The sequence below is a fragment of the Stenotrophomonas chelatiphaga genome, from assembly GCF_032054965.1.
Classification (GTDB): domain Bacteria; phylum Pseudomonadota; class Gammaproteobacteria; order Xanthomonadales; family Xanthomonadaceae; genus Stenotrophomonas; species Stenotrophomonas chelatiphaga.
In genome coordinates, this window is sequence record NZ_DAMBRS010000016.1 from 30,707 (window position 1) to 56,175 (window position 25,469).

At 65.5% G+C, this 25,469-nt stretch carries 24 protein-coding genes and 1 pseudogene; 10 read left to right on the forward strand and 15 right to left on the reverse strand.

The window, feature by feature from the left end; translation table 11 throughout:
• Positions 1–23: 23 nt before the first annotated feature.
• Positions 24–593, reverse strand: a complete 570-nt coding sequence (locus RTX79_RS16190) for an N-acetylmuramoyl-L-alanine amidase (protein WP_312684772.1) — start codon at positions 591–593, stop codon at positions 24–26.
• A gap of 72 nt (positions 594–665) precedes the next feature.
• Between RTX79_RS16190 and RTX79_RS16195 the strand changes: the two genes are divergently transcribed.
• Together RTX79_RS16195 and rlmKL are read left to right on the forward strand one after the other, a co-directional pair.
• On the forward strand, positions 666–1,193 hold the full coding sequence (locus RTX79_RS16195) for a hypothetical protein (RefSeq protein ID WP_123699433.1): 528 nt from the start codon (positions 666–668) through the stop codon (positions 1,191–1,193).
• Between the two features lie 332 nt (positions 1,194–1,525).
• A complete protein-coding gene (gene rlmKL, locus RTX79_RS16200; protein WP_312684773.1) occupies positions 1,526–3,661 on the forward strand; it encodes a bifunctional 23S rRNA (guanine(2069)-N(7))-methyltransferase RlmK/23S rRNA (guanine(2445)-N(2))-methyltransferase RlmL in 2,136 nt (711 codons plus the stop codon).
• 179 nt (positions 3,662–3,840) lie between these two features.
• Here rlmKL and RTX79_RS16205 read toward each other — a convergent pair whose 3' ends face one another.
• The 9 genes from RTX79_RS16205 to RTX79_RS16245 form a co-directional block, all read right to left on the reverse strand.
• Positions 3,841–4,170, reverse strand: a complete 330-nt coding sequence (locus RTX79_RS16205) for a DUF3325 domain-containing protein (protein ID WP_057507744.1) — start codon at positions 4,168–4,170, stop codon at positions 3,841–3,843.
• Positions 4,167–5,801, reverse strand: coding sequence for a PepSY-associated TM helix domain-containing protein (locus RTX79_RS16210; RefSeq protein ID WP_312684774.1), 1,635 nt, complete (start codon positions 5,799–5,801; stop codon positions 4,167–4,169). Before RTX79_RS16210 ends, RTX79_RS16205 begins: the two co-directional genes overlap by 4 nt.
• The gene (locus RTX79_RS16215; RefSeq protein ID WP_312684820.1) at positions 5,798–6,130 is read right to left on the reverse strand and encodes a DUF3649 domain-containing protein; all 333 of its coding nucleotides are present in this window, start codon (positions 6,128–6,130) and stop codon (positions 5,798–5,800) included. The genes RTX79_RS16210 and RTX79_RS16215 overlap by 4 nt, the downstream gene beginning before the upstream one ends.
• A 98-nt stretch (positions 6,131–6,228) precedes the next feature.
• Complete coding sequence (locus tag RTX79_RS16220) at positions 6,229–8,451, reverse strand: TonB-dependent siderophore receptor (protein WP_123699431.1); 2,223 nt, start codon at positions 8,449–8,451, stop codon at positions 6,229–6,231.
• Positions 8,452–8,713: 262 nt separating this feature from the next.
• Positions 8,714–9,115, reverse strand: a complete 402-nt coding sequence (locus RTX79_RS16225; RefSeq protein WP_309686951.1) for a hypothetical protein — start codon at positions 9,113–9,115, stop codon at positions 8,714–8,716.
• Between the two features lie 52 nt (positions 9,116–9,167).
• The gene (locus RTX79_RS16230) at positions 9,168–10,064 is read right to left on the reverse strand and encodes a M23 family metallopeptidase (protein WP_312684775.1); all 897 of its coding nucleotides are present in this window, start codon (positions 10,062–10,064) and stop codon (positions 9,168–9,170) included.
• A gap of 513 nt (positions 10,065–10,577) precedes the next feature.
• Positions 10,578–11,867 (reverse strand): DUF445 domain-containing protein, encoded by a 1,290-nt coding sequence (locus tag RTX79_RS16235; protein WP_312684777.1) that lies wholly within the window; start codon positions 11,865–11,867, stop codon positions 10,578–10,580.
• A gap of 148 nt (positions 11,868–12,015) precedes the next feature.
• Positions 12,016–12,882 (reverse strand): plasmid replication/partition related protein, encoded by an 867-nt coding sequence (locus tag RTX79_RS16240; RefSeq protein ID WP_312684779.1) that lies wholly within the window; start codon positions 12,880–12,882, stop codon positions 12,016–12,018.
• A gap of 63 nt (positions 12,883–12,945) precedes the next feature.
• Entirely contained in the window at positions 12,946–14,298 is a 1,353-nt protein-coding gene (locus RTX79_RS16245) for an aspartate aminotransferase family protein (RefSeq protein ID WP_312684781.1), read from the reverse strand.
• Positions 14,299–14,764: 466 nt separating this feature from the next.
• Between RTX79_RS16245 and RTX79_RS16250 the strand changes: the two genes are divergently transcribed.
• The 7 genes and pseudogenes from RTX79_RS16250 to RTX79_RS16280 all read left to right on the forward strand — a co-directional run bounded on the left by RTX79_RS16250 (position 14,765) and on the right by RTX79_RS16280 (position 18,992).
• On the forward strand, positions 14,765–15,067 hold the full coding sequence (locus RTX79_RS16250) for a DUF5076 domain-containing protein (protein ID WP_312684782.1): 303 nt from the start codon (positions 14,765–14,767) through the stop codon (positions 15,065–15,067).
• A 374-nt stretch (positions 15,068–15,441) separates the two neighbouring features.
• Positions 15,442–15,794, forward strand: a pseudogene (locus RTX79_RS16255) (transposase); the annotation flags it as partial.
• A gap of 547 nt (positions 15,795–16,341) precedes the next feature.
• Positions 16,342–16,623 (forward strand): helix-turn-helix domain-containing protein, encoded by a 282-nt coding sequence (locus RTX79_RS16260; protein ID WP_312684783.1) that lies wholly within the window; start codon positions 16,342–16,344, stop codon positions 16,621–16,623.
• Positions 16,624–16,735: 112 nt separating this feature from the next.
• Entirely contained in the window at positions 16,736–17,626 is an 891-nt protein-coding gene (locus RTX79_RS16265; RefSeq protein ID WP_312684784.1) for an RHS repeat-associated core domain-containing protein, read from the forward strand.
• The gene (locus tag RTX79_RS16270; protein ID WP_312684786.1) at positions 17,604–18,083 is read left to right on the forward strand and encodes a hypothetical protein; all 480 of its coding nucleotides are present in this window, start codon (positions 17,604–17,606) and stop codon (positions 18,081–18,083) included. The genes RTX79_RS16265 and RTX79_RS16270 overlap by 23 nt, the downstream gene beginning before the upstream one ends.
• Before the next feature lie 102 nt (positions 18,084–18,185).
• Complete coding sequence (locus tag RTX79_RS16275; protein WP_312684787.1) at positions 18,186–18,530, forward strand: DUF6984 family protein; 345 nt, start codon at positions 18,186–18,188, stop codon at positions 18,528–18,530.
• A 123-nt stretch (positions 18,531–18,653) separates the two neighbouring features.
• Positions 18,654–18,992: an immunity protein Imm33 domain-containing protein gene (locus RTX79_RS16280; RefSeq protein ID WP_312684788.1), complete on the forward strand. Its 339-nt coding sequence runs from the start codon at positions 18,654–18,656 to the stop codon at positions 18,990–18,992.
• A gap of 183 nt (positions 18,993–19,175) precedes the next feature.
• Here the strand turns inward: RTX79_RS16280 and RTX79_RS16285 are convergent, their stop codons facing one another.
• Positions 19,176–19,562: a hypothetical protein gene (locus RTX79_RS16285; RefSeq protein ID WP_312684789.1), complete on the reverse strand. Its 387-nt coding sequence runs from the start codon at positions 19,560–19,562 to the stop codon at positions 19,176–19,178.
• 317 nt (positions 19,563–19,879) lie between these two features.
• Positions 19,880–20,551 carry a hypothetical protein gene (locus RTX79_RS16290; protein WP_312684790.1) on the reverse strand — a complete coding sequence of 224 codons (672 nt, stop codon included), beginning with the start codon at positions 20,549–20,551 and terminating at the stop codon, positions 19,880–19,882.
• A 274-nt stretch (positions 20,552–20,825) separates the two neighbouring features.
• Between RTX79_RS16290 and RTX79_RS16295 the strand changes: the two genes are divergently transcribed.
• Positions 20,826–22,118, forward strand: coding sequence for an MFS transporter (locus RTX79_RS16295; protein WP_312684792.1), 1,293 nt, complete (start codon positions 20,826–20,828; stop codon positions 22,116–22,118).
• On the opposite strand, the gene RTX79_RS16300 is transcribed toward RTX79_RS16295, so the two are convergent.
• The 3 genes from RTX79_RS16300 to RTX79_RS16310 form a co-directional block, all read right to left on the reverse strand.
• Positions 22,119–22,580 (reverse strand): bacteriohemerythrin, encoded by a 462-nt coding sequence (locus RTX79_RS16300; protein ID WP_057507758.1) that lies wholly within the window; start codon positions 22,578–22,580, stop codon positions 22,119–22,121. It lies immediately after the preceding gene.
• A gap of 120 nt (positions 22,581–22,700) precedes the next feature.
• On the reverse strand, positions 22,701–24,026 hold the full coding sequence (locus RTX79_RS16305) for a GGDEF domain-containing response regulator (protein WP_312684794.1): 1,326 nt from the start codon (positions 24,024–24,026) through the stop codon (positions 22,701–22,703).
• A gap of 68 nt (positions 24,027–24,094) precedes the next feature.
• Entirely contained in the window at positions 24,095–25,402 is a 1,308-nt protein-coding gene (locus RTX79_RS16310; RefSeq protein WP_428696026.1) for an NAD(P)/FAD-dependent oxidoreductase, read from the reverse strand.
• Between the last annotated feature and the right edge of the window lie 67 nt (positions 25,403–25,469).

The window sequence follows — 25,469 nt, forward strand, 5'->3', positions numbered from 1 at the left end:
GTGGCGGGCAGGCTCGCCGCCCTTCACGGTACGGCGTGCCGGAGCGGGACGCCGGCCAGCACCTCGTGCCATGGGAACAACGGGCCCGGATCGCGCTTGCGCGCCACCGTGATCGCGGCATCGTCGCTGGCCGGGATCTGCTCCAGGTCCAGCTCGTCGTGGCCCACGATGTGGCGCAATGACGGATGGCGCGCCGCCAGCGCGCGCACCAGCACGAGCAGGGCCGCGATCTGCGCGGCGGGGTAGGGTTCCTGCATGGACTGGCAACGGCTGTCGAACCAGTCCGGATAGCGGCCCGTGTTGACCAGCTCGATGCCGATGGACGTCGCGTTCATGCCCCGCACGTGGTGGGCGATGCGGTCGGTGGCCACGTACTGGTACACGCTGCCATCGCGATCGATGTAGAAGTGCCCGCTGTTGCCGGTCCCGCTTTCGTACAGCGGCTTCTCACCGTACTGGCGGGCCATTGCCAGGTCCGGCAGTTCGGTGCAATGCACCACCACCGTCTGCAGGGTGTCCGTCGCGCGCAGCGGCAGCAGGTCGTGGTAAGGCAGCGGCTGGATCTGCAGCCCGGGAATCAGCGGATTCGGCATGTGCCGATGCTAGCATTGCGCGATGAACTGCATTCCCGAAATGACCGCTGCGCGCGTCCCGACGGTGTCCGCATGAGCCGCGGCCACTGCATCCTGTCGCATGGCTTCGAAAGCGGCCCCGATGCCATCAAGGTGACCGCGCTGGCCGACGTGGCCGAGCGGCTTGGCTGGACCCACGAGCGGCCCGACTTCATGGACCTGGATGCCAGGGCGGACGTGAGCCGGCTCGGCGACGTGCCGGCACGGCTGCAGCGGCTCATCGTGCTGGCCACGGCCGCCGCGGCCCGCGGCCCGGTGGTGCTGGCCGGGTCCAGCCTGGGCGCCTACATCTCCGCCATCGCCTCGCTGCAGGTACCGGTGGCGGGCCTGTTCCTGATGGTGCCGCCGACCACCATGGGCCCCATGCCCGCGTTGGATGCGGCCGCCGTGCCCACCAGCGTAGTGCACGCCTGGCATGACGAACTGATCCCCGCGACCGCGGTCATCGACTGGGCGCGCAAGCGCTCGGCATCGCTGCTGCTGGTCAACGACGGCCATCGCCTGAACGACCACGTGGCCGAATCCTCGGCCGCCTTTGAAGCCCTGCTGCGCCGCCTGTAAGGCGCCGCCCCGGTAGGGACGGCTGCTGGCCGTCCTGCTCGTGCAGCCGCCGCAATCCCGGTAGTGACGGCCGCTGGCCGTCCTGCTTCTGCTCCCCGCCGAGCACGGCTCGGCGCTACCAACGGGTTTGCTCGGTGACGACCGATCCCCACGGTGGGTGACGAGCGTTGGTCGTCACGCCCTTTCCCAACGTCCGACACCCGTCAGGGCGGTCCGGGCCGCCAGCGATTACAATGGGGCCCCCGTGCCGCCGGCATGGGCGCGGGCCCGTTGCCAGGGCCTGCCCGATCCTGCGCCGCGCAAGCGGCCGCCCCACCTGCGAAACCGATCCCGTGAATTTCTTCGTCTCCTGCGCCAAGGGCCTGGAATACCTGCTTGCCGATGAACTGTCGGCCCTGGGCCTCGCCAAGGCGACCGCTACCATTGCCGGCGCCAACGCCGAAGGTGACCTGGCCCAGGCGCAGCGCGTGGTGCTGTGGTCGCGCCTGGCCAGCCGCGTGCTGTGGCCGCTGGCCGAGTTCGAATGCCCCGACGAACAGGCCCTGTATGACGGCGTGCACATGATGCCGTGGCAGGACCACATGAAGCCGGAGATGACCCTGGCCGTGGATGCCCACGTCTCCGGCGACAAGATCACCCACGCGCGCTTTGCCGCGCAGCGGATCAAGGATGCGGTGGTCGACCGCATGCGCAGCGAAGGGCTGGAGCGTCCGTCGGTGAATACCGATCTGCCGGACATCCGCATCAACCTGTCCCTGCGCAAGGGCCGGGCCACGATCTCCATCGACCTCGGGGGTGGCCCGCTGCACCGCCGCGGTTGGCGTGGCGCCGCGCACGATGCGCCGCTGCGCGAAAACCTTGCCGCCGCCGTGCTGCTGCGCGGGCAGTGGCCGCGCCTGCACGCCGCCGGAGGGGGCCTGCTGGACCCGATGTGCGGCAGTGGCACGCTGCTGATCGAAGGCGCCTTGATGGCCGCCGACGTGGCACCCGGACTGATGCGCCATGGCAGTCTGCCGCCGAGCCGCTGGCTGGGCTTTGACAAGGACAGCTGGAAGGCCCTGCTGACCGAGGCGCGCGAGCGCGAGACCGCCGGCCTGGCGGCGCTGAAGCCGGTGGTGTTCGGCAGCGACATCGATCCGCTGGCGATTGCCGCGGCGCGCGAAAATGCCGAAGTGGCAGGCGTCGCGCATGCGATCACCTTCACCCGCGCCGATATCGATGACCTGCCGGCGCCGCCGCTGGAGATCGGTACGGTGGTCTGCAACCCGCCTTATGACGAGCGGCTGGCGGCCGATCCAGCACTGTATCGCCGTCTCGGCGATGCGCTGCAGAAGGCCGTGCCGCAGTGGCGCGCCAGCCTGCTGTGTGGCGATGACGAACTGGCCTTCGCCACCGGCCTGCGCGCCGGCAAGAAGTACCAGATGTTCAACGGTGCGCTGGAGTGCGCGCTGATCGTCTGTGATCCGGTGGCCGTGCCCAAGCGCGACCCGGCCGTGCCGCGCGAGCTGAGCGAAGGCGCGCAGATGGTGGCCAACCGCATCCGCAAGAACCTGAAGAAGTTCAAGACCTGGCGAGCGCGCGAGCAGGTGACCTGCTTCCGTGCCTACGATGCAGACCTGCCCGAATACGCGGCGGCCATCGACGTGTACCAGGAAGACGGCGGCAAGGGCCGCACCTTCCTGCACGTGCAGGAATACGCCCCGCCGGCGACCATCCCGGAGAACGACGTGCGCCGCCGCCGCAACGAACTGCTGTCGGCCGCGCGCGAGGTGTTCCAGGTTCCGCCGGAGCAGGTGGCGCTGAAGTCGCGCGAGCGCGGCAAGGGCGGCAGCAAGTACGGTCGCTTCGAGCGGCGCGATGAGTTCCTCATCGTGCGCGAGAACGACGCGCTGCTGCGGGTGAACCTGTTCGATTACCTCGATACCGGCCTGTTCCTGGACCACCGTCCGCTGCGCCGGACGATGGCCGAACAGATCCGCGGCAAGCATTTCCTCAATCTGTTCTGCTATACCGGCGTGGCCAGTGTGCAGGCGGCGGTGGCGGGTGCGGCCAGCACCACCAGCGTGGACCTGTCGGCAACATACCTGCAGTGGTGCTACGACAACCTGGCCTTGAACGGGCAGGGCGGCAACCAGCACCTGCTGGTGCAGGCCGATGCGATGGCGTGGCTGGAGGCCGACGAAGGCCGGTACGACGTGATCTTCTGCGATCCGCCGACCTTCTCCAACTCCGCGCGTGCCGAAGATTTCGACGTGCAGCGCGAGCAGCTGCGGCTGCTGCGTGCGGCCGTGGCGCGGCTGGCACCGGGTGGCGTGCTGTACTTCTCCAACAACTTCCGCCGCTTCAAGCTGGAAGAAAACGCGATCGCCGCGTTCGCCACCTGCCGCGAGATCAGCCCACGCACCATCGGGCCGGATTTCGAACGCAACGCGCGCATCCATCGCGCATGGGAACTGCGCGCGCTCTGATCGCCCCGGTGGGTCGCGCCCGCCGCGCCCCCGGTAGTGACGGCCGCTGGCCGTCATGCTCCGGCAGTCGCCGCGCCCCCGGTAGTGACGGCCGCTGGCCGTCATGCTTTTCGCACCCCGCCGAGCCATGCTCGGCGAGCGCAGCGGCAGAAGCATGACGGCCAGCGGCCGTCACTACCTCACACCAACGCCGCCACCAGCCCCAGCACCGGCAACGCCAGCGCCACCGGCGCGATCCAGCGCGGCTTCCACGGATACAACCCGAAGGCCAGCAGCAGCCCGGCGATGGTCATCGTGCCCAGCCACAGCACCGGGCCCATCGCCCAGCCGTGGTCGACCACGCTCAAGCCGAACGCCACGCCCAGCAGCACCCAGCCCAGCACCGACCACTGCCTACGCCGCGACAGCGGCGCGGCCTGCTTGCCATGCAGGTCCAGCTGGTGCTTTTCCATCGCCAGCGACAACGCCGCGAACGCGCTGAAGGACACGCCCAACGCCAGCAGCATCATGCCTTCGCCTCCATCGCCACCGCACTGCCCGCGGCAGCGGCGGCCGCTCGTCTTTTCTTCTCCGCCGCGCTCAACGGCGGCGTCCAGCGCTGCATCCTCCAGCCGCACATCGCCAGCATCGCGCCGAAGGCCAGCATCACCAGGTCGAAGCCGGCCAGTACCCAGTCGCCGGCCGGCACGGTCACGCCCAGATGGGCGTGCGTGGTGAGCGCATTGAGCAGCGGCAACAGCGCGAACAAGGCCGCACCGAGGTACAGCTGCCACGTCCACATGACCCGCTTCGGCCAGACGAAGGCGGCCAGCAGGGCCGCACCCCAGGCGTAGAAGAACACGCTTACCTCGGCGTCGGCGCGTTCGGGCAGCTGCAGCGGCAGCAGCCGGTTACCCCAGAAGTACGCTGCGAACGCGATCGGCAGGCCGGCCACCGCGCCGATGTTCAGCGCGTCCACCAGCCGCAGGCCGAAGCCGATCCGGCCACTCCTGGCATGTTTCGGCCGCTCCTTGACCGCCCACAGCACCACGCCGCTGGCCACCATCAGGCAGCCGGTCAGGCCGGACAGGAAGAAGAACGCACGCAGTCCCCAGTCGGCGAAGTGGGCCAGGTGCAGCCCGTACATCACCCCGCGCGTCGCAGTGGCCGCGCCGGAGGCCGGTGATTCCATCAGCAGCTTGCCGGTCACCATGTCGTAGCGCAGCGCCGGCGTATCGATGGACAGGCGTCGACCATCGCGCTGGCGGATGTCGATCACCGCATTGGCCGCGCCCGGGCGGGTGACGCTGAAGCTGGACACATCCACGCCCTTCCAGTGCGTGCGCGCGCTGTCCAGCAACTGCTGGATCGGCAGCGGTGCAGCGCGCCCTTCAGCCGGTGCGCTGACCTCGGGCATGCCGCCGAACGCTTCGCTGAAGAACGCATCTTCATCAGTGGGGTAGGCCGCCTTGATGCCCCACGGCAGGTACATCACCATCAACGTGACGATGCCGGTGTAGGTGATCATCGCGTGGTACGGCAACGCCATCACCGCGCTGACGTTGTGGAAATCAAGCCAGGAGCGCAGGCCCTTGTCTTTGCGGAAGGTGAAGAAGTCCTTGAAGATCTTCTTGTGGGTGATGACCCCGGTGATGATCGCCACCAGCATGAACATCGCGCAGAAACCCACCAGGTAACGTGCCCACAGCACCGGGATGTAGTGCAGGTCGAAGTGCAAGCGGTAGAAGAATTCGCCGCCGCGGGTTTCGCGCGCCTCGAGCTTTTCGCCGGTGTTGGGATCTACCGTGGCATCACCGAAGCGTCCGCCACCGCGGCGGCGGCGCTCGCCTTCCACCGGCGGTTTGACCATCGATTCCGGATTGCGCCAGAACATCCGCATGGCCGGGTTGCGCGGGTCGGGCAGGGTGACGAACCAGGTCTCGGCCTGGCCGGCATGTTCCTGCAGGTAGTGCACCGCGCGCTCGGCGGCGACGTCGGTACTGACCGTGGTGGCCGGCAGTTCCGGGCGCATCCAGCGGCTGATTTCCTCGCGGTAGTAGCTGGCCGTGCCGGCCATGAAGATCAACAACAGCAGCCAGCCGACCAGCAGGCCGGTCCAGGTGTGCAGCCAGGCCATCGACTGGCGGAATCCGTTTTTCATGCCCACGCTCCCAGTGCCCGTGCAACCGCCGCCATCACCGCCGTGGGCAGCGCGATGCCCAGCCAGGCACGCAATGCGGTACGGCTGGCGAAGGCCCACAGCGCCGCACAGGCACAGACCACGATCGCCACCAACATCCCGGTCAGCACGGTCTGGCCGCGCGCGCCGGGCAACGCCAGCGCGCAGAACACGCAGGTCACCGCGGCCAGCGCGTAGCCACCGAAGATGGCGGCCATGCTGCGCGAAAACACACCCCAGCCGGGGCGGGCGAAGAACGTGGCCAGGCGGGCGCTGGCGGTCGTGCTGGCAGAAGGAGGCGAGCGGTCCACGGTGATCCTGCAGTTGCGGTTGATGGCATCGCTGCCGGTGGAGAGGGGGCCATCCGTGGCCGGCCACCGGCACATCGCCGGCGGCATCCATCAGATCGTCAGAGCTTCCAGCGCAGCGTCATGGTCACGTTGCGGGGTTCGCCCCAGTAGACACCCTGGTAGAAGCCGACGTTGTTGTAGTACTCCTTGTCCAGCACGTTGTTGATGTTGAGCTGGGCACTGAAGTTTTCGTTGAAGCGGTAACCGGCCGACAGGTTCACCAGGTAGAACGCATCCTGTTCGATGCGCGCGCTTTCGGTGCGGCCGCTGGTCAGGTAGTCCGCGCGCGGCTTGGTGCTGTTGTTCCAGATGCCGCTCTGCCAGGTCGCGCCGCCGCCCAGCCAGAAGCGGCCCTCGGCGCCGCCCGGACGCCAGCTGGCGTTGAGCCGGAAGGTGTCCTGCGGGTTGGTGGTCTTCTGCAGCACGCCGGCGCGGTTGCGGATGGTGGTGTGGGCAAAGCCGGCGGAGAGGTTCCAGTGCTCGCCGATGCTGCCCTGGGTTTCCAGCTCCCAGCCTTTCACCTTGTTGCCCTTGCCGGTGGAACGGTAGGCCTGGCTGCCATCGGGCAGCGACGACGGCGGCACCGAATCATCGATCTCGGCCACGTTGTCCTGCTCGCCTTCGAAGATCGCCGCGGATGCGTTGAGCAGCCCGCCGAAGAACTCGGCTTTCAGGCCGCCTTCCCACATCGTGCCGACCACCGGTTCCAGGTAATCCCCATTGCGGTCGCGGTAGTTCTGCGGCTGGAAGATGTCGGTGTAGCTGACGTAGCCGCTGAAGATCGTGTTGAAGTCGTACACCAGTCCCAGGTACGGGGTCAGCGAATCGTCAGGCTTGTAGCCGGTGCGGGTGGTGGCGGTCAGGTTGCCGGCGGTGTCATGGGTGTAACGCCAGGTCCTGGTTTCCCAGCTGCCATAACGGGCACCGACCACGGCCAGCAGCGGATCAGCCAGCTGCAGCCGTGCGGCCACGTAGGCGGCGCTCTGCTTCAGCTCGTTCTCCGACGCCAGGTAGCCCAGCCGGGTGACCGGCAGCCGCGGCACATCGCCGGTCCAGTTGCGCCAGTCCGGCACCACGGCATAGGCGGCGGTGTAGTCGAAGTCGAGCGCATCGGATTCGCCCTTGCGCACCGACTGGCCCAGCCCGAACACCAGTTCGTGGTTGCGCCCGAACAGCTTGAACGGACCGCTGACGTTGAGGTCGAACACATCCATCGTGCTCTGCTCGTTGAAGTGCGAAACGTAGGCCGACACGCCGGTACCGTCCGGGCGTGGGTAGCCCTGCGCGCCGTACCAGACGCTGCCATCGGTATCGCGGTCGGCGTGGGTCAGGTTGGCCTTGGCCGACCAGCCGTTGCCGAGCTGCTGCTCCAGGCGTACGAAGCTGGTCTTTTCAATGATCGGCCAGGCACTCCACGATGCCGACAGGTTGGTCGAGCGCGGCAGGTTGGCCGGCTTGCCGTCGGCGCCCCAGTACGGCACCACGCCCCAGGTCACCCCGGAGGTGTGCGGCGACTGGTACTCGTAGCCCAGTTCCAGCAGGGTGCTGTCGGTGACGTCGGCCTGCACGATGCCGTAGAACACGTCCTTGTCCAGCTTGTACACATCGCGGAAGGAATCGCTCTGCTGCTTGGCCGCGACCACGCGCGCCCGGATGCGCCCGTCCAGCGCCACCGGACCGCCGAGGTCGGCTTCCAGGCGCTGGTTGCCCCAGCGGCCCACGGTCAGGTTGGCACCGGCCTGGAAGGTATCGGTGGGGCGCTTGCGCACGAAGCTGATGGTGCCCGACGGATCGCCGGCACCGGTGGTCAGGCCGGTCGCACCGCGGATCACTTCGATACGCTCGTAGATCACGCTGTCGGTGTTGGTCTTGATCGACCCACCGAAGGTGTTGAGCATGCCATCGACCTGGAAATTGGTGATGTTGTAGCCGCGCGACACATAGTTGATGCGCTCGCTGTCGGTGACCGAAACGTGCACGCCGGTGACCTGGCCCATGACATCGGACAGCGCGAACAGGCCCATGTCGTCCAGCCGCTGGCGGGTGATCACGGTCACCGACTGCGGCGTTTCGCGCAGCGAAAGGTCCAGCTTGGTGGCGGTGCTGGCGTGCTTGACCGTATAACCGTTCTTGATCTCGCCATCGGCGGTGACCTGCACGGCATCCAGGGTGCGCGCGGAGGCATCGGCCGGGGTGTCGGCGTGGGCGGTGGAAGCGAGCAGCAGGCTGCCGATGGCAAGCGCGAGCAGCGAACGGGGCGGAGCGTTGAACAGCGACGACATGAGGGATGCGATTCCATGCAGGTAAGAAAGCCGGCGATGGAAGTGGCCGCGCAGGCGCGCATGCCCAGCGCCAGGATGCAGCGCCCGCTCCCATCGTCACCGCACCGGACGGGGCGGCGAACGTTAGCTGGTACACGGGGCGGCAACGGCGGAACGGGTCCGCGACTGACTGGCTGGGCGTACGATGTGACTAAATGATAAGTATTCGCATTTAGTTAAGCAAGCGTTTTCAGTACGGTCACACGCGTGACCGCACGGGCTTTCAGCGCACCGCGCAGGCGCGGTGGATTTCCTGGTCGATGCGTGCCGGAGCGCTGCGGCCGGTGAACACTTCGGCCATTTCCTTGCGCAGTCGTGCGTCTTCGCAGGATTGCGGATCGACCACGTTGTCGATCACCGTGCCGCGCACATCGGGCTGATCGTAGCCGGCGCCCTCGCGCACCCAACGGCGTGCCTGCGACGATTCCTGCGCCACGCGGATCCGGTCGGCAGTGGTCAGCCTGGGATCACGCACCACCGGGCGGCTCACCCCGGTGTCCTGTTCCTTCGGGCAGGGCACCGACTGGTAGGCCACCTGCTGGCCATCGCTGCACTTGTACACGCGTTGCGCGTGCGCCTGCGTTGCCAGCGCACACAGCGCCAGCGTCATCAACATCCTGGTCATGGATCCCCCCGGCGCACCGCCTTGGCGCGCGATGCGCGGGAGAATACCCTATTCAGGGAGCGTCAACACCTATGTTTGTGTAGAACCCGGCACAGTAGCGCTGCCCCTTGCGGCTAAGGTTGAATCGCTGGCAATTGGTGTCGTAGCTGAAACCTGTCGCGGTGATCAGATAGCTGGACAGCGTGACACCGTTCAGATGGTGCTGGCTGCCATTGGATTTCAGCGACCAATGCTCATGCGGCCCGGTCGAGGAGCCGCCATCGCACAACGCCTGGCCCCTGGTATTGGCCGGATTGGCAATGGGGTCATTCGCGGCCACCGTGGCGCCAGTGGCCTGACGGATGTTCATCAGGTGGTAATAGGTCGTGGACCACCCGCCTTCATGCACGACCTCGGCCATGCACGACGAATGGCGCTTGAACCTGCCCGCTGCAGAAGACGTTACCCAGTTGTTGTTCTGGTTGCTGCCCCATCCTCCGCCAACGGACATGTCCAGCGACGACATCGGGAAGCGGCCGCTGCCGGAATGGGTGTGCGCCCCGCCTACGTGCCATCGCGCGTTGAGCGGGTAAGGGAACTGCAGCAGATTGGTCGGAGGGGCATCGGCGCGAGGCTGCGGCAGGGCCGTCCGCGAGCGCAGCGCGACCTGCCGGGTGCTGCCGAACAGCCGGCGGTAGACATCGTTGAACCCGGCGTCGGCCAGCGCGGCAGCACGCGTGTCGTCCATGCCTGACAATGCGTACAGGGTGCGCAGCGGATTGTCGCCGGACAGCGCCACCGGCCCCTTGGTGCTGGTGTCATTGGCGTCGTACATCGCATCACGCAGGGACTCGGCCACTTCCCGCAGCTGCGGCCCGAAGCCGGTGGTGGCGACCAGCGCACCGAACGGCCGGTCCAGGCGTGCAGGCGAAGCATCCTGATTGCCGACCACGCCGGTCTGCAGTTCCATCAGGGCAAGCAGGACGCGCGGACTGATGCCGCTGTAGCCTGCCCAGTGCGAAAGTGTTTCGGCCTGCGGGCTGAGCTGTGGCGCGTGCCCGGCCAGCCACGTGGCGATATCGAAATCAAACATTTCATCGTACTGGTACACCAGGTCGCGGCTTTGCAGCGAAGGTGCGTCGGCGTGTGCCGTGGACAGGGTCGATGCCGCGCAGAGCACAGCAAGGAGGAGCGGTTTCATCAGTCGGGGCGCAGGAAGTGTCATGGTTCGGATTCCAGAGTGGATCTGAGCGGCATGGGGATTTCAGGCCGCAACCATCCCTGGACCCCGTAAAAGGGGATCCTGTCGAGAGGTAAGGACTGGCTCGCTGCTGCCGCTGTTGGCGGGCGGGCAAGGCCAATGCTAGGTACGTGCGATGGCGCCGGGTTTGTCGGCAATCACAGAGTTACCTGCGTCGAAAATATCCATCGGAGTGGTCATCCAGCGCTGCGCCATCAATGGGCCTTGCGACTACGACTACGCTCACGTCGCCAGCAATGTCGTGGCTGCATGCAGCAGCAACCCGATCAGCCCGCCGACCAGCGTGCCGTTGAAGCGGATGAACTGCAGGTCGCGGCCGACGCTCAGTTCCAGCTGGTCCACCAGATGGCGTTCGTCCCACCCCTTCACCGTCTGCGCGATATGCGCGGTGACACCATCGCGCAGGCGCGAGGTCAGCCGCTGCGCGCCCTCCAGCAAATGCTGGTTGAGCGCATCGCGCAGGGCCGGGTCCGAAGACAGGCTGCGGCCGAGCGCGGCCATGCTTCGCTCCAGGTACCCGGCCAGTGCGGAATCTTCGCTCTGCAGGTCGGCGCGCAGGCTGGCGTGGATGCGCGACCATAGTCCCTGCACGTACTCCTGCAGGGCAGGGTGGTCGATCATTTCCTGTTTCAGCTGTTCGATACGGGTGGCCAGCGCCGGGTCTTCGCGCAGGCGCTGCACGTAGCTGCCCAGCCACTGTTCGTAGTCCTGCCGCAGCGGGTGCGTCGGCTCGGCCAGCACCTGCTGCATTTCTTCCAGAACCGCACCGGCCAGGCGCTCGGCCAGGCTGTCGCCGATCTCATCGATCGGCTTGATCCAGTTCACCGTGCTGGACAGGGTCGGCCACTCGCGCTGGATGTAGCGCACGATCAGCTGCGAGGCGCGTTCCTTGACCTCCGGCTGTTCCAGCCAGCGCGCCAGCCGCTGCAGGCCTTCGTCCAGCACGCGCTGGTGGCGGCCATCGGCGGTCAGCAGGGCCAGCAGTTCACCGGCGGTGGAGGCCGCGTTCCACTGCCGCAGCTGCTGCACCACGAAGCCGTGCAACTGGCGGCGCACGGCGGCTTCGTCGAAGAAATCCAGTGCCTGCAATGCCCAGCCACGCGCCATGTCGGCCAGCATGCGCACCTGCTCGGGTGCGGACAGCCAACTGCCCAGGCGGGCGGCCGGATCGAACACTTTAAGCCGCGCCAGCAGCATGTCCGGCGCCAGGAACTGGTCGCGCACGAAGACCGCCAGGCTGTCGCCGATGCGCTCCTTGCTGCGCGGGATGATCGCCGTATGCGGGATGGGCAGGCCCATCGGCCGGCGGAACAGCGCCACCACCGCGAACCAGTCGGCCATCGCGCCCACCGCAGCGGCTTCGCAGAAGGCGGCAACCCAGGCCCAGATACCGCGCTCGCCCTGCCAGTGGCTGACCGCGAAACCGGCCAGCATCACCAGCAGCATGCCGAACGCGATGGCTTTCAGGCGCCGCAGCTGGGCGCGGCGCGGATCAACGGGAGTCGTGGTCATGCGGGCAGTCTACCGGGGCCGGTGTTGAGCCCCGTTGACGGTGAACATCGATCCCATCGGCGGTGGACATGCAGCGGTAGCGCCGAGCCATGCTCGGCGAGCGCAGCGGCAGCCTTGCCCTGCCACCCGGCCCGGCACCACGCGGCGATCAGGCCAGCTGCGCGCGCAGCGCCGCCAGCTGCTGGCGCAGCGCATCGTTTTCGCGGGTCAGGCTGACGATGCGGGCACGCAGTGCCGGGGCGCCTTCGCCCAGCTGTTCCAGCGCGTGCATTACTTCGGCATCGCGCAGCGCCTGCTCGTCCTCGCTGACCTCTTCCGCCTGTACCGCCACCGCCGGCTTGGCGGCACGCGGCTTGCGGTTGGCCTCGCGGGCGCGCTTGGCGGCCTGCTTCAGTTCGTCCTTGCCACCGGTGGCGGCCGCGCGCTGCTCGTCTTCCGGCAGCGATGCCACCGCCGCCGCCGCGCTGATCGAAAGCTGGCCGTTCTTCACCGCTTCCACCACTTCCGGCGCAGCCTGCGCACGAATGCGTTCGATCATGCTGATCTGGTTGCTGCTCAGCTTGGCTTCGCGGGCCAGTTCGGCGCGGCTGAAGCTCGGTGCTGGATCCCACGGCGGGCTGTCCTGCTCGTCGTCCTGGCCTTCGGCGGTGCCGTCGCTTTCGCGCTGCAGCTTTTCCTGCTCGATGCGCTTGCGCTGGGCCAGGATCTCGCGCTTGCGCAGCGCCAGTTCGCCACGCTGGAAGTCCGACACGCTGCGCCGTCCCAGGTGCTGTTCGATCATCCACAGGTGGACATCGTCCATGCTCTGGAAGCGGGTGTTCTGCACCGTGTTGAACGGCAGGTCGTGCTTCTGGCAGATACCGTAGCGGTTGTGTCCGTCCACCAGCACGTCACCCCACAGCACCAGCGCATCGCGGCAGCCTTCGGCCAGGATGCTGCGCTCCAGCGCCTCGTATTCGTCTGCGGTGAGCGGGTCGATGTAGGCCTTGAGTTCTTCTTTGACGACGATGTTCATGGGCAACGGGCGGTCGTGGAGCGGAACCGCCCATTGTACCGGCTCGGGCTGGCGCGTCCCGGCTCAGGCGGTGGCGCGGATCATCGCGCCGAGAACGTCGGCGATCTGGTCGATCTGCGCCGGTTCCACGATCAGTGGCGGCGACAACGCGATGGTGTCGCCGGTCTGCCGCACCAGCAGGTTGCCGTCGTGGAAGCAGCGCCGGAACACCTCGTAGCCGCGGCTGCCCGGGGCATCGCGGCGCGGGGCCAGTTCCACCGCGCCGACCAAGCCGAAGTTGCGGATGTCCACCACGTTGGGCAACCCCTGCAGCCCGTGCAGGGCGCGCTGCCAGTGCTCGCCAAGTTCGATGGCGCGCTCGAACAGGCGCTCTTCGGCGTACACGTCCAAGGTGGCCAGTGCGGCCGCGCAGGCCAGCGGGTGGCCCGAATAGGTATAGCCGTGGAACAGGTCGATCGCCTGCGTCGGCCCCTGCTGCAGGCTGGAATGGATGGCGTCGCCGACCAGCACCCCGCCCAGCGGCACCGCCCCGTTGCTGGCGCCCTTGGCGAAGGTGATCAGGTCCGGGGTGACGCCGAAACGCTGTGCGGCGAAGGGCATGCCGACGCGGCCGAAGCCGGTGATGACCTCATCGAACACCAGCACGATGCCGTGGTGGTCACAGATTTCGCGCAGGCGCTGCAGGTAGCCCGGCGCCGGCAGGATGACCCCGGCCGAGCCGGCGATGGGTTCCACGAACACCGCCGCGATGGTGGATGCATCGTGCAGCGCGATCAGCCGCTCCAGCGCATCGGCCAGCTCCGCCCCGTGCCGCGGCAGGCCCTGGCTGAAGGCGTTGCGCTGCAGGTCCAGCGTATGCGGAAGGTGCGCGCTGCCGCCCAACTGCAGGCCGAACTGGCGCCGGTTGTTGGGCAGGCCGCCGATCGCCATGCCGCCGAAGCCGACGCCGTGGTAGGCCTTCTCGCGCCCGATGAACCGAGTGCGCTGGCCTTCGCCGCGGGCACGATGGTGCGCCAGCACGATCTTCATCGCGGTATCGACTGCTTCCGAACCGGAGTTGGTGAAGAACACATGGTTCAGCCCGGCCGGGGCCAGCGCGGCCAGGCGCTGCGCCAGCACGAACGGCAGCGGCGAACCCATCTGGAAGGTGGGCGCGAAATCCAGCGTGCCCGCCTGTTCGGCGATGGCCTGCACGATCTTCCTGCGGCCATGACCGGCATTGCAGCACCACAGCCCGGCGGTGCCATCGAGGATCTGCCGGCCTTCCACATCCTCGTAGTACATGCCCTGCGCGCGCACCAGCAGGCGCGGCGCGCCCTTGAACTGCGCATTGGCGGTGAAGGGCATCCAGAAGGCGTCGAGGGTGTCCGGCTGCGTGGTGGCCAAGACGCTGAGCGGCGGGGTCGGGGAGGGCATGGCGGGCTCCGGAACGGCGGCGGTTTTTCTGACTGTAGCGTAGGGATATGCCGCGCTCGCGTGTCGACACGTGCGTGGTGCGGCTACTGGCAGAGCTACATGCAGCAGGTGTACTACGATCCGGAGGCGTGGCGATCAATTCGAGTGGATGCACGGACCCGCCGTGGCCATCATTAGCGCGCTTGCGGCAGCGACCCCTGTCGTTGGGGGCTACTTGGCTGCCGCGTTGTGAACCACGGCGAAGTCTGCAGATAGGACTTCAGTCAGAAAGGCCGATGGGCCTTGTTCACGGCGAGCCAATGTGCATATAAGAAGGGTGATCGCACGGACCGGCAGGAAAAAGAGCAGAAGGCAATTAATGAGAGGGGGGGCAGAGACTCTCTGGATAACAAAAGAAATGAGATTGCAGAGTCGAAGTGGCCTGACAGAGGGATAGAGCCCCCCGCCCAAAAATAAGGAAGGACGCATGAAAGAGTTGTCGATTCCAGTTCCAGCCGCTAGAGATCCAAAGTCGATGGAGATGCTCAGGGTGTGGGTTGCGGAGCAGGGTCTACATTGTTCAGTGAGGGTGGGGGTTTACGAGGACTCCGGTCGTGTAAGTGAGGAAAAAGCATGGGGGATCATGCTTGCAGATATTGCTCGCCATGTATCTGTTGCTTTAGAGAGTAGGAGTGGACTGGATCCAGCGAAGACCGTTGAGAGCATCAATCGATGCCTTCAGGAAGAGTTGCATAGGCCTAGCTCCGCGGTTAAAGGCGGCTTCAAGTAGGCTGATGGGGGTTTCTCCCCCAGCAGCCATAAGTGGAGTTTTCTTGGGGTCTACCCTAGCAGGTCAGGTGTCTTGCGATCAGTATCGGGCGGGTGATGGCGTATCCGCCGTCTGTCGGGTGTGGCAAATGGAAAAGTCCTCGTCCAAGCTTCTTGCGTGGCAGGCTGCTCAGACTCCCCGCGATCGTCTGGAGTTCGCACGGCTGCAGAGAACGAGCCCTGACGCGTAGCAATAGAAGGATGTTAATTGAAATATTATCTCCTGTGGTGTCATGGATTAGGGGCGGTCTGAATATATTTGCGCGAAATCCGATGGCAGTGCCGGCCGCTGGCCGGCAAGCTTCAGCTCCGTCAGATCACGTTGAAGGACCCTCCATGCAGCTGACATTCGGTGATGCCGAAGGCTTGGGCCAGCACAAAAAGAGGCGCCGCGAGCTGTTCCTCAACGAGATGGATCACGTGGCGCCCTGGAAGCGTCTGTTGGCGCTGATCGAGCCGTATTACCCGCTGACAGGCCGCCGCGGCCGTCAGGCGTATCCGCTGGCGACCATACTGCGCATCCACTTCCTGCAGCAGTGGTACGCGCTGAGCGACCCGTCGATGGAAGAAGCGCCGTATGACACAGCGGTGATGCGCCGATTTTCCGGCATCAACAGCTTGGAGCGCATTCCTGACGAGACCACGATCCTCATTTCCGTCGGTTGCTGGAGAGGCACGGCCTCGGCGCCGCTAAACAGTGGTGGTTAATATGAGATCTATTTCGATTGGGTTTCCGATTGACGGAGAGTCTGTATGTGAAGCTCTGCATGCTATGTCTGAAGCTGCAGACGATTGGATCGTGGAATCGATAGAGACGCTTACTGGGCAGGCCGCGTCGCTCCGTGGGGACCTGTGGCGGAATTCTTCGAATGGTGCGTTCATGATCAGGGCTGGTGACCTGTGCCTGGCGCTCAATGCTGCGACTCAGGTTGTTACATTAGATGCGCACCTTGCGAAAAATATCGGAGTGAGGATATGCATCGAGGATGGTGTTGCTATCGACGTTTCCGCGCCTGATGGTTGATTTGTTTTACGAGAAGATGTGCTTCACTAATTTTAGCTTTGATTTTTGATGGGCGGAGCGAGATGTGCTCGGCTGCATTCCGTTGAGTCTGTAGGGCTGAGGTGGTTAATCCCGCAGGCCGTACCGGGTTTATCGTGGTGTATGAATGATGTGCGGAGGGAGCTTGGACCCAATTTCCAAGTGCGACACCTACTAACCAGTAAGGTGTCGGCATGTCCGATCATTACAACCATTTGAGCGCGGAAGAACGCGCCGTTGTCGAGATCGAGATGCAGGATGGCAATAGCACGCGACCCATCGCCAAGCGCTTGGGCCGCAGTCCCTCGACCCTGAGCCGCGAGGTGGCCCGCCAAGTTGCGGCGGCTTACAGCGCCACCGACGCCGGCAGAGCCTATCGCACGGGCCGACTATGCTCTGTCCGGCGCTGCAGGCTTATCGAGCGCGGCGAACTGTCTGAGTTCGTTCGTAATCACTTGGCGCTGTATCGCTGGTAGCCCCAACAGTTGGGCTGCTCGGCGTTCTCAGCGCCAATGACCACACGTTGACCCAGGACGCGCATCCGGGCGATGGCAGCGGGGTGATCCCGTGAGCATTGGAGCGATGATGATGACGAAGCTGCTCAAGGCGTTCGGACTGCTGGCTATCACGGCGGCCGTGGCGAGTCTGGCGCCTGCCCATGCGCAGACGACGGTGCGCTACCTGCACACCGATGCGCTGGGCACGGTGGGGGCGAAGACCGATGCCAATGGGAACGTGGTCGAGCGGACGACGTTCGAGCCGTATGGGGCTGTGGTGGGCGGTGCCGTGGCTGACGGCCCGGGGTATACGGGGCATGTGAGTGATGCGGCTACCGGACTGAGCTACATGCAGCAGCGGTATATGGACGTAGAGCTCGCGAGGTTCGTGTCAGTTGATCCAGTCGGAGCAAGCCCCGTAGATGGGCGCAACTTCAATCGTTACTGGTACGCAGGCGCTAATCCTGTTGGTAGGACCGATCCTGATGGCCGTTGTGACGGCATTTCAACGTGTCGCATCGCCTCAGAAGAAAGAGCAGTGATGCGGGGAGAGATGACACAGGATCAGAAGGATGCGAATGACACTGCTCGGGGCGTGGGGGCAATGATAGGAGCCGCTCTAGTGGTGGCAGGGCGCGCGGTGCTTCCAGTTGCACCAGTTCTTGCTAAGTCTGCTGTCAAGGAGGTGCAGCAGGAGATAAAAGGCGAGAGGAAGCAGCGGAACGCTCCTCCAGGCCCTGACGCTAGGGCGGAAGGTAACCCCCATAGCCGAATAGAGAGAGAGGGCGCTGACGGGCAATACACCACGCATAACGGTGACGGTACGTTCAAGCAGTACAGAGGTTCAGGAAAGGACCATGGACAGGTGCCTAGGCCGAATGTTAAAGAGACTAAGTTGAATGTTGCCCCGAATGGACAGAGTTATCCTGGCAAACCGGAAGTTAGATCAGCACGCACAGATGAAATTCCTAAAGGTAAATGATATGAGAGTAGATTATGATCCCATTGAAGATATGCCCGACTTTCGAGAGTGGGTTGCTGCAAATGGGTCTGAATTTGACTTTTCGGATTACATTCATGCGCAGGTTCTGCGGGGCACGCTGACGGCTGATGCACTGATGTCGATAATTCTTTTGGTATGGCCTTCATTCGTCGAGGTGGACGGCTTCGTCGCCCTACAGTCGCGACGTGGCCGGGTGCGCGAGCTGGTTTCGCAAGGCGTTACTGGGAAGGAAGTCGAGTATTGGTGCAATCACTTGAATATTGATGGCCTCCTCCCGGGGATTGAGGTCTCCCTCAACGAGTGCGTCGGCGCAATTCTGCGAAACGCATGGGCCGCGAAGCTCGCTTCCCAGTTTCCGCTGTTAAAATTCAACGTCATACTGTTGAGCGATAGTGATAGCTCAGAGGTTAGTGTTACGTTTCATCAGGTTGAATAGATTTTCCTGTGCGTATTTTAGAAAATTTCGCACCGTGCCAATAGTTTTTCTACAGCGCGGTGTTTGTCTCGTGGATTTCGCGCCCGTGGAGCAGCAGGAATAATGCGAAAGATCACCGATCTCGAAAGGCTCTTGATCGAGGGCGTCGCGAGCAGGCTTCCTCCTCTTGAAGCCTCAGGGCTTACGGACGACCTGGAACACGCTGTTGTAGCCGATGATGCTGTGCCGGGTGCAAGGGTTGTGTTTGCTATCGCGGGATATGAGCGACCGTCTTACAAGGGTCAGCACAGCTATCCGGTTGAGATTCGCCTATCGGATGCAGATGGAGCGGAACTGACTGCCGTGCTATACGCAGATGAAAACAATAGACTTTACGAACTTGAGATCATCCGGTGGGAAGAAGAGGCGCCGCTTGCTCCTGATGCCAGCTCCGCAAGGTTCCACTAACCGGCCGAGCGATGAGTATTATTCGCCTGCAAACGCATCATTCGCTCGCGTCTCTATTGCGCGGATGACGCTGACCCGGCGGGGTGATCCGAATGGAGAAGTTGCGGCATGTAGGATCCACACGTGGCGCAGCAGGCGGAAGTATGCAAGCGATACGGCGCGGAAATCGATATGCCCGAAGCAGAGTCCAAGCTGGGCCTGACCCCGAGCGCGGCGTGCGGGGTCTTGCCCATCCACGGATTGCGGCATCTGCCACGCGGCGATGCGTCCGGCTGGTACGTGTGGTCCGGTGATTATTCTGAAGATCCTGATTTCTTTGAGCCGCTGCATGTGAACCATGCCCTATCAAGTGCCATGGTGTTCGCGCGTTACCTGGCACTGCCACCGGGATGGCGGTTCCTCATTGGCGCGGATGGCTACGAGGACGTGTGGTACGACGCGTCTTTGCTCGCGACTGAATGACTCTGAGGCGCGATGACCTGCTTCAGCCCGTGCCCATGTGCTGCCAGTTTCGCTCTTCAATTAGCTGCTCATTTGGAAGGAGCACTACGCACTAGGCCCCTTAGCTTCACATTGTGGTCCGTTTTACAGCACGGCAAGACCGTGACGTGGAAGGCGAGTCGTCGACGCCGAGGAATCGCCCTTTCAGCCTTCGCGGGTCAGCTCGCGCGCCGCGATGATCAGCCCTTCAACCAGCTCCTCGTTCATCACCACCACGTCGTTTCCGCTGGTGTGGCTGACATGCACCGCATGCAGGATGTCCAGGATGACGATCACGCACTGCTGCCTGCTGTAGACGGGGGAACTGCCGGTGTCAGGCTGCTGGTTGACCTGTGCTGTGGCGGCGGCCGGCGGAGGGTCGGCAAGCGGCGGCACCAGCCGCAGGCGGGGCGTGTCCTGGAACACCGGATGCGGCACGCCATTGGCGCGCAGGATCCGTTCCAGCTTGTCGATGAAGTGCGGCGGCAGATCATGCATGGCATCGCCCAGCAGGGAGTACAGGCGCATACCGCTTAGGGTGTGATCGGACATGGGGCAACCTCGTAGCCGGATGGGCCCCCTGCGTCAGGGCGCAGGGTGGCGGGCGGTGCGGGTTGGCATACCGGCCGTGTGATCAAAAAAACCGGCGGATCAAATCCCCACGCATCGCCCGCCGTATTGCCGGCGAGGTGATGCATTCTCCGCCGGGCCCAAGAGGGGCAGCAAGAGAGAGCAAGTGACCACACGTATCAGGATGCCAATCCCGGCTGGCGCTTCTACGTCGCCAGCATCGCCATCGTGCGCAACGCGACCCAGCGACGTACATGGGCAAAGCTGCAAACCAGGGTCACCACGTCATGCAGCGCACCTCACCGGCAGCTCGCGCTTACCTGATGTATCGCATCGCGCAGTGCCTGACGATCCCGCTCGTCCACCGCATCCTGGAAGTACTGCAGGTCCTGCTTGCCCAGCTCGCACGGGTCATCGGTATAGCCGGGCGGCCACAGTCCGAGGAACTGCGCCACCCCGGCGATGATCTGTTGCGGGCTCATCTGCGGACGCATGCGGAAGTAGCGCGGGCGCTCCTGGAAGGCCGCATGCACGGCGCGGCGTCCGATCAGTTTCGGGGCGAGGGTGGCGGCGTCGATGCCGTCACCGCCGCTGACCGCGTCGCCGCGCAAGCGAAGGTCCAGTGGCGCGTTTGCGACCGGGTCGGCGATGTCCACCAGCACGGTTGCATCCGGGGCGTTAACCAGCGGCTGCAGCGGGCTGACCACGCGGCGGCTGCGTTGCGCCGGCGCAACGTCAGGGCTCTTCGGTAGCGCGATGGACGGGGCTGCGGGCGGTGGCGGCGGCAACCAGCGCACGCTGGTGCGATGGCCATCGCTGCGCGCCAGGGTGGCGCGGGTGGTGGTCAGCAGCCACCAGCCGATCAAGACATGCACGGCGATGACCAGCGCCCAGGCGATGACCTGCGAGGCGGCAGCGGTGGGGAGTGATCGGCGGGGTAGGGCCAGGGTCGACATCGGCAGTGCATCCATGCGGTTACCTGGGGAGTGAGAGTAGGGGGAGGGGCGAAAAGTTTCGTTGGGTGGTTCAGGGGCTGCCGCTTCGCTCGCCGAGCATGGCTCGGCGCTACCAAGGCCGAGCATGGCTTGGCGCTACCAGGGCCGAGCGTGGCTGCGCGCTACCAAGGCCGGGTAGGAGGGCGCGCGCGCAGGGGGATGGCGCGGCGGTGTCGGCTGAAACCAATCTGCCCCCCGTCGGGAGGGGCGTGGCAGAATCCGGAACGCTCTCTGCTTGTTGATCCTGCCCATGTCGTCCACTGCTGCACCCGCCTCGATCCCGTCCACGCCGGCCAATTCGCCGCAGCGCGTGCTGCTGGCCAGCCTGATCGGCACCACCATCGAGTTCTTCGACTTCTACATCTATGCCACCGCGGCGGTGCTGGTGTTCCCGCACCTGTTCTTCCCGGAGAGCAGTGACAAAGCGGCGATGCTGCAGTCGCTGGCGACCTTCGCGGTGGCGTTCATCGCGCGGCCGGTGGGATCGGCGGTGTTCGGGCACTTCGGCGACCGCATCGGGCGCAAGGCCACGCTGGTGGCGGCGCTGCTGACGATGGGCCTGTCCACGGTGTTGATCGGGCTGCTGCCCACGCATGCGCAGATCGGCCTGTGGGCGCCGGCACTGCTGGCGCTGTGCCGTTTCGGGCAGGGGCTGGGGCTGGGCGGGGAATGGGGCGGTGCCGTGCTGCTGGCCACTGAAAACGCACCGCCGGGCAAGCGTGCCTGGTACGGCATGTTCCCGCAGTTGGGCGCGCCGCTGGGCTTCCTGCTGTCGGCCGGTATCTTCCTGATCCTTGGCCGCCTGCTCAGCGCCGATGACTTCCTGCAGTGGGGCTGGCGCATTCCGTTCGTGGCCAGTGCGCTGCTGGTCGGCCTCGGCCTGTGGGTGCGCCTGAACATCCATGAGACGCCGGCCTTCCAGAAGGCGCTGGATGCGCACGCGCGGGTCAAGCTGCCGATGCTGACGGTGCTGCGCGACCACGCCATGCCGATGCTGCTGGGCACGCTGGGCGCCTTCGCCACCTTCGTGCTGTTCTACCTGATGACCGTGTTCGCGCTCGGCCATGGCACGGCGGTGCTGGGCTACAGCCGCGAGCAGTTCCTGCTGCTGCAGATGGTCGGCATCCTGTTCTTCGCCGCCGGTATTCCCATTTCGGCGCGCTACGGCGATCGCTGGGGCACGCGCCGCACGATGATCATCGCCAGTGGCCTGATAGTGGTGTTCGGCGTGCTGCTGGCGCCGATGTTCCAGGCCGGCAGTCCGTGGATGGTGCTGGCGTTCCTGTCGCTGGGACTGTTCCTGATGGGCCTCACCTACGGCCCGTGCGGCACCTTCCTGGCGGAGATCTACCCGGTGGAAGTGCGCTACACCGGGGCGTCGTTGTCGTTCAACCTGGCCGGCATCCTCGGCGCGGCGCCGGCCCCGTACCTGGCGACATGGCTGGCCGAACGTTTCGGTCTGGTGGCGGTCGGTTATTACCTGTGCATCGCCGCGCTGGTGACCATCTGCGCGCTGCTGGCGTTGCAGCGGCGGGTGCGCTGATCAGCCGAAGAAGCGCTTCAGCGTGCGTCCCAGCCAACTGCCGCCCTGGTGTTCGCGGGTGAACTGATTGAGGTGCTGCTTGACCGTTTCGGCGTAGGCTTGGTCATCGCCGCGGATATGGTTGAACAGCCAGCGCGAGAGCATGGTGCGCAGTTCGTCGGTCACGTCCTCGCCGGCCTGGAAGCGCAGGCGGTAGTCGGACACGCGCTTGCCGAAGATTTCGTGCACGCGCTTGTGCGCGGCGCAGAACGGGTAGCCGGCTTCTTCCATCAGCTCTTCTTCGAAGGCGAAGTGGGACATGGTGTAGTCCACCAGTTCGTCGATCACCTCGGCCACGGCCAGCCGCTGCAGGCCCTGCTGGGCGACGTGCAGATGGTTGAGCATCTCCACGATCCGCCTGTGCTGGTTGTCGATGACATCGATGCCGATGTTGAGATCGTCCTGCCAGACCAGCAAGGCCATCTGCGTGCTCCCTGTATGCGATGGGAGCGAGTCTGGGCGGGCGTGCCGATTGCGACACTGATCTGGATCAAAGCGGGTAAGCACGTGACGACCAACGGTCGTCACCTACCAGGGCGGGGGTCAGGCGGCGGTGGCGGCCAGTGCGGCGCCGCAGACGCGGTTGCGGCCGCCGGCCTTGGCCAGGTAAAGCTGGCGGTCGGCTTCGGTGATCAGCTCATGCAGGCTGTCGTGGTTGGGGCGGATGCAGCACAGGCCGATGCTGACGGTCATGCGCAGCACGCTGTCGCCGATCGGCACCTGCAGCTGGGCCACGCTCTGGCGCAGGGTTTCGAAGTAGTCCGCCGCTTCGTCCGGTGCCAGCCCCGGCACCATCAGGCAGAACTCTTCGCCCCCGAAACGGGCGACCAGGTCGCCGTTGCGCGCGTGTGCGGCCACGGTATCGGCGCAGGCGCGCAGCGCGTCGTCGCCGCCATCGTGGCCGAAGGTATCGTTGATGTGCTTGAAGTGGTCGATGTCCACCATCGCCACGGTGATCCAGTCGTCCTGCTGCTGTACGCCATGCAGCTGGCGCTGGCTCTGTTCAAGGAAGCAGCGGCGGTTGGGCAGGCCGGTCAGGAAATCGCGGGTGGCCAGGTCCTGCAGGGTGCCGATCAGCTCCAGCTGGTCCACGTTCTGCGAGACGCGGCAGAAGAATTCTTCGCGCGAAAAGGGCTTGCGCAGGAAGTCGTTGGCGCCGTTCTTCAGGAAGCGCGGGATCAGCGAGGCATCGGTATTGCCGGACAAGCCGATCACCGCCACCTTGTCGCGCGAACGCTGCATGCGCAGCCGGCGGGTGAACTCCACGCCCTGCATGCCGGGCATTTCCTGGTCCACCACGGCCAGCCGGATGGACGGGTGCGCCTCGATCGCCGCCAGTCCCTTTTCGCCGTCGGCTGCTTCGTACACCGGGTGGCCGTACATGCGCAGCAGGGCTGCTGCATAGGCACGCGCGGACGGGGAGTCATCCACCACCAGCGCGGCGATGCGGCGGTTGCGGTCCAGCCGCTGCACCAGCCACACCAGGTAATCCACGCTGCCGGGGGTGTTCTTCAGCACGTAATCGATGACTTTCTGTTCCAGCACGCGCCGGCGCACGTCTTCGTCATACACCCCGCTCACCACCACCGTCGGCAGGCCGCGGGACACGAAGTAGTCCACCACTGCTTCGCGGTCACCATCGGCCAGCACCAGCCCGGTCAGCACCAGGAACCAGCCCTGTTCCTGTTCCAGCAGGCGGCCGGCTTCGGCCAGGGTCGAAGCCACCGTCACCTTCAGTTCCAGGCGCTGTTCGATGGCCTCGCGCACCAGGGTGGTGAAGGTTCGCGAATTTTCCACCAGCAGGATGCGCTGGGGCAGGGGGTCAACACCGGGGTCGCTTACGAAAGCGCCCTGCAGCAAGGCGGGCATGAGGCGTGCGCTCGGAACGGGCTGGGTCTTCAAGGCTATCGGCCGCTCCCCTGAAAACTTGAACTGCGTCACCAAATTAGATTGCGCAGCTTTACAAATGCCATCGTGGCGACCAGCAACGGCGTGCGCAGCAGGCGTCCGCCCGGGAAGGGGCGATGCGGCAGGCGCTCGAATACGTCCAGCCGTGCGGCCTGGCCGGCGATGGCTTCGGCGATGACCTGGCCGGCCAGGTTGGCCGCGGCGACCCCATGGCCGGAGAACCCCTGCGCGAAGTAGATGTCCGGGGTCAGCCGGCCCCAGTGCGGCGCGCGGCTGGGGGTGATGTCCACGTAACCGCCCCACAGGTACTCCAGCGGCACGCCCTGCAGCTGCGGGAACACCTGCCACAGGCGCCGCTGCATCACGCTGTCCAGGCCGGCCGGCGGGCGCGAGGAATAGCTGGCGCCGCCGCCGAACAGCACGCGGTGGTCGTGGCTGAGCCGGAAGTAGTCCAGCACCAGCCCGGTATCGGACACGGCCATGTCGTTGCGGATCAGCGCCCGCGTGCGTGCCTCACCCAGCACCGGGGTGGCGCCCACGTAGGTGCCGACCGGCATCACGTGGCGCTCCAGTTCCGGGGCGATGCCTTCCAGCCAAGCATTGCCGGCCAGCAGTACGTGGGCGGCGTGCACGGTACCGGTGGCGGTGCGCAGGGCAGGGTGCGGCATGCGCTGCAGTTCCAGCACCGGCGTGTGTTCGTGGATCACCGCGCCGGCGGCGATCGCCGCATCGGCCAGGCCCTGCGCGTAGGCCAGCGGATGCAGGTGGCCGCTCAGCGGGTCGAACATCGCGCCCTGGTAGCGCGGGCTGTCCAGCTGTGCGCGCAGGGTGGCACGGTCCCACCACTGCATGGGGTAGTCGTAACGGGTGGTCAGCCGCTCCATGTCGCGCTGCAGCGCCTGCGACTGGCGCGCGGTGATCGGCACGTTGGCATGCCCGGATACCCAGTGGCAGTCGATCCGGTACTCGTCGATGCGATCGCGCAGCAGCTGCACGCCCTGGCGCGAGTAGTCGAACAGGGTGCGCGCGTCTTCAACGCCGACCTGCTTTTCCAGCACGTCCACTTCGCAGCCGTAGCCAACCAGGGCCTGGCCGCCATTGCGCCCGGACGCTCCCCAGCCGACCCGGCAGGCGTCCAGCACCACCACGCGCAGGCCACGGCGGGCCAGTTCCAGTGCGGCCGAAAGCCCGGTGTAGCCGGCGCCCAGGATCGCCACGTCCACCTGCACATCGCCATCCAGCGGCGGTTGGGCAACGCGTGGCGCGACACTGGCGGCATACCAGCTGGGTGGCAGGGCAGGGTCTTCGCGCAGGGGGTGCGTGGGGTCCATCGCCATAGTCTGGCGCAGATGCCACGGTGATGGTGTGACTGGCGGTTAGGTTGCTGCCGTAATCTGCCGGGGT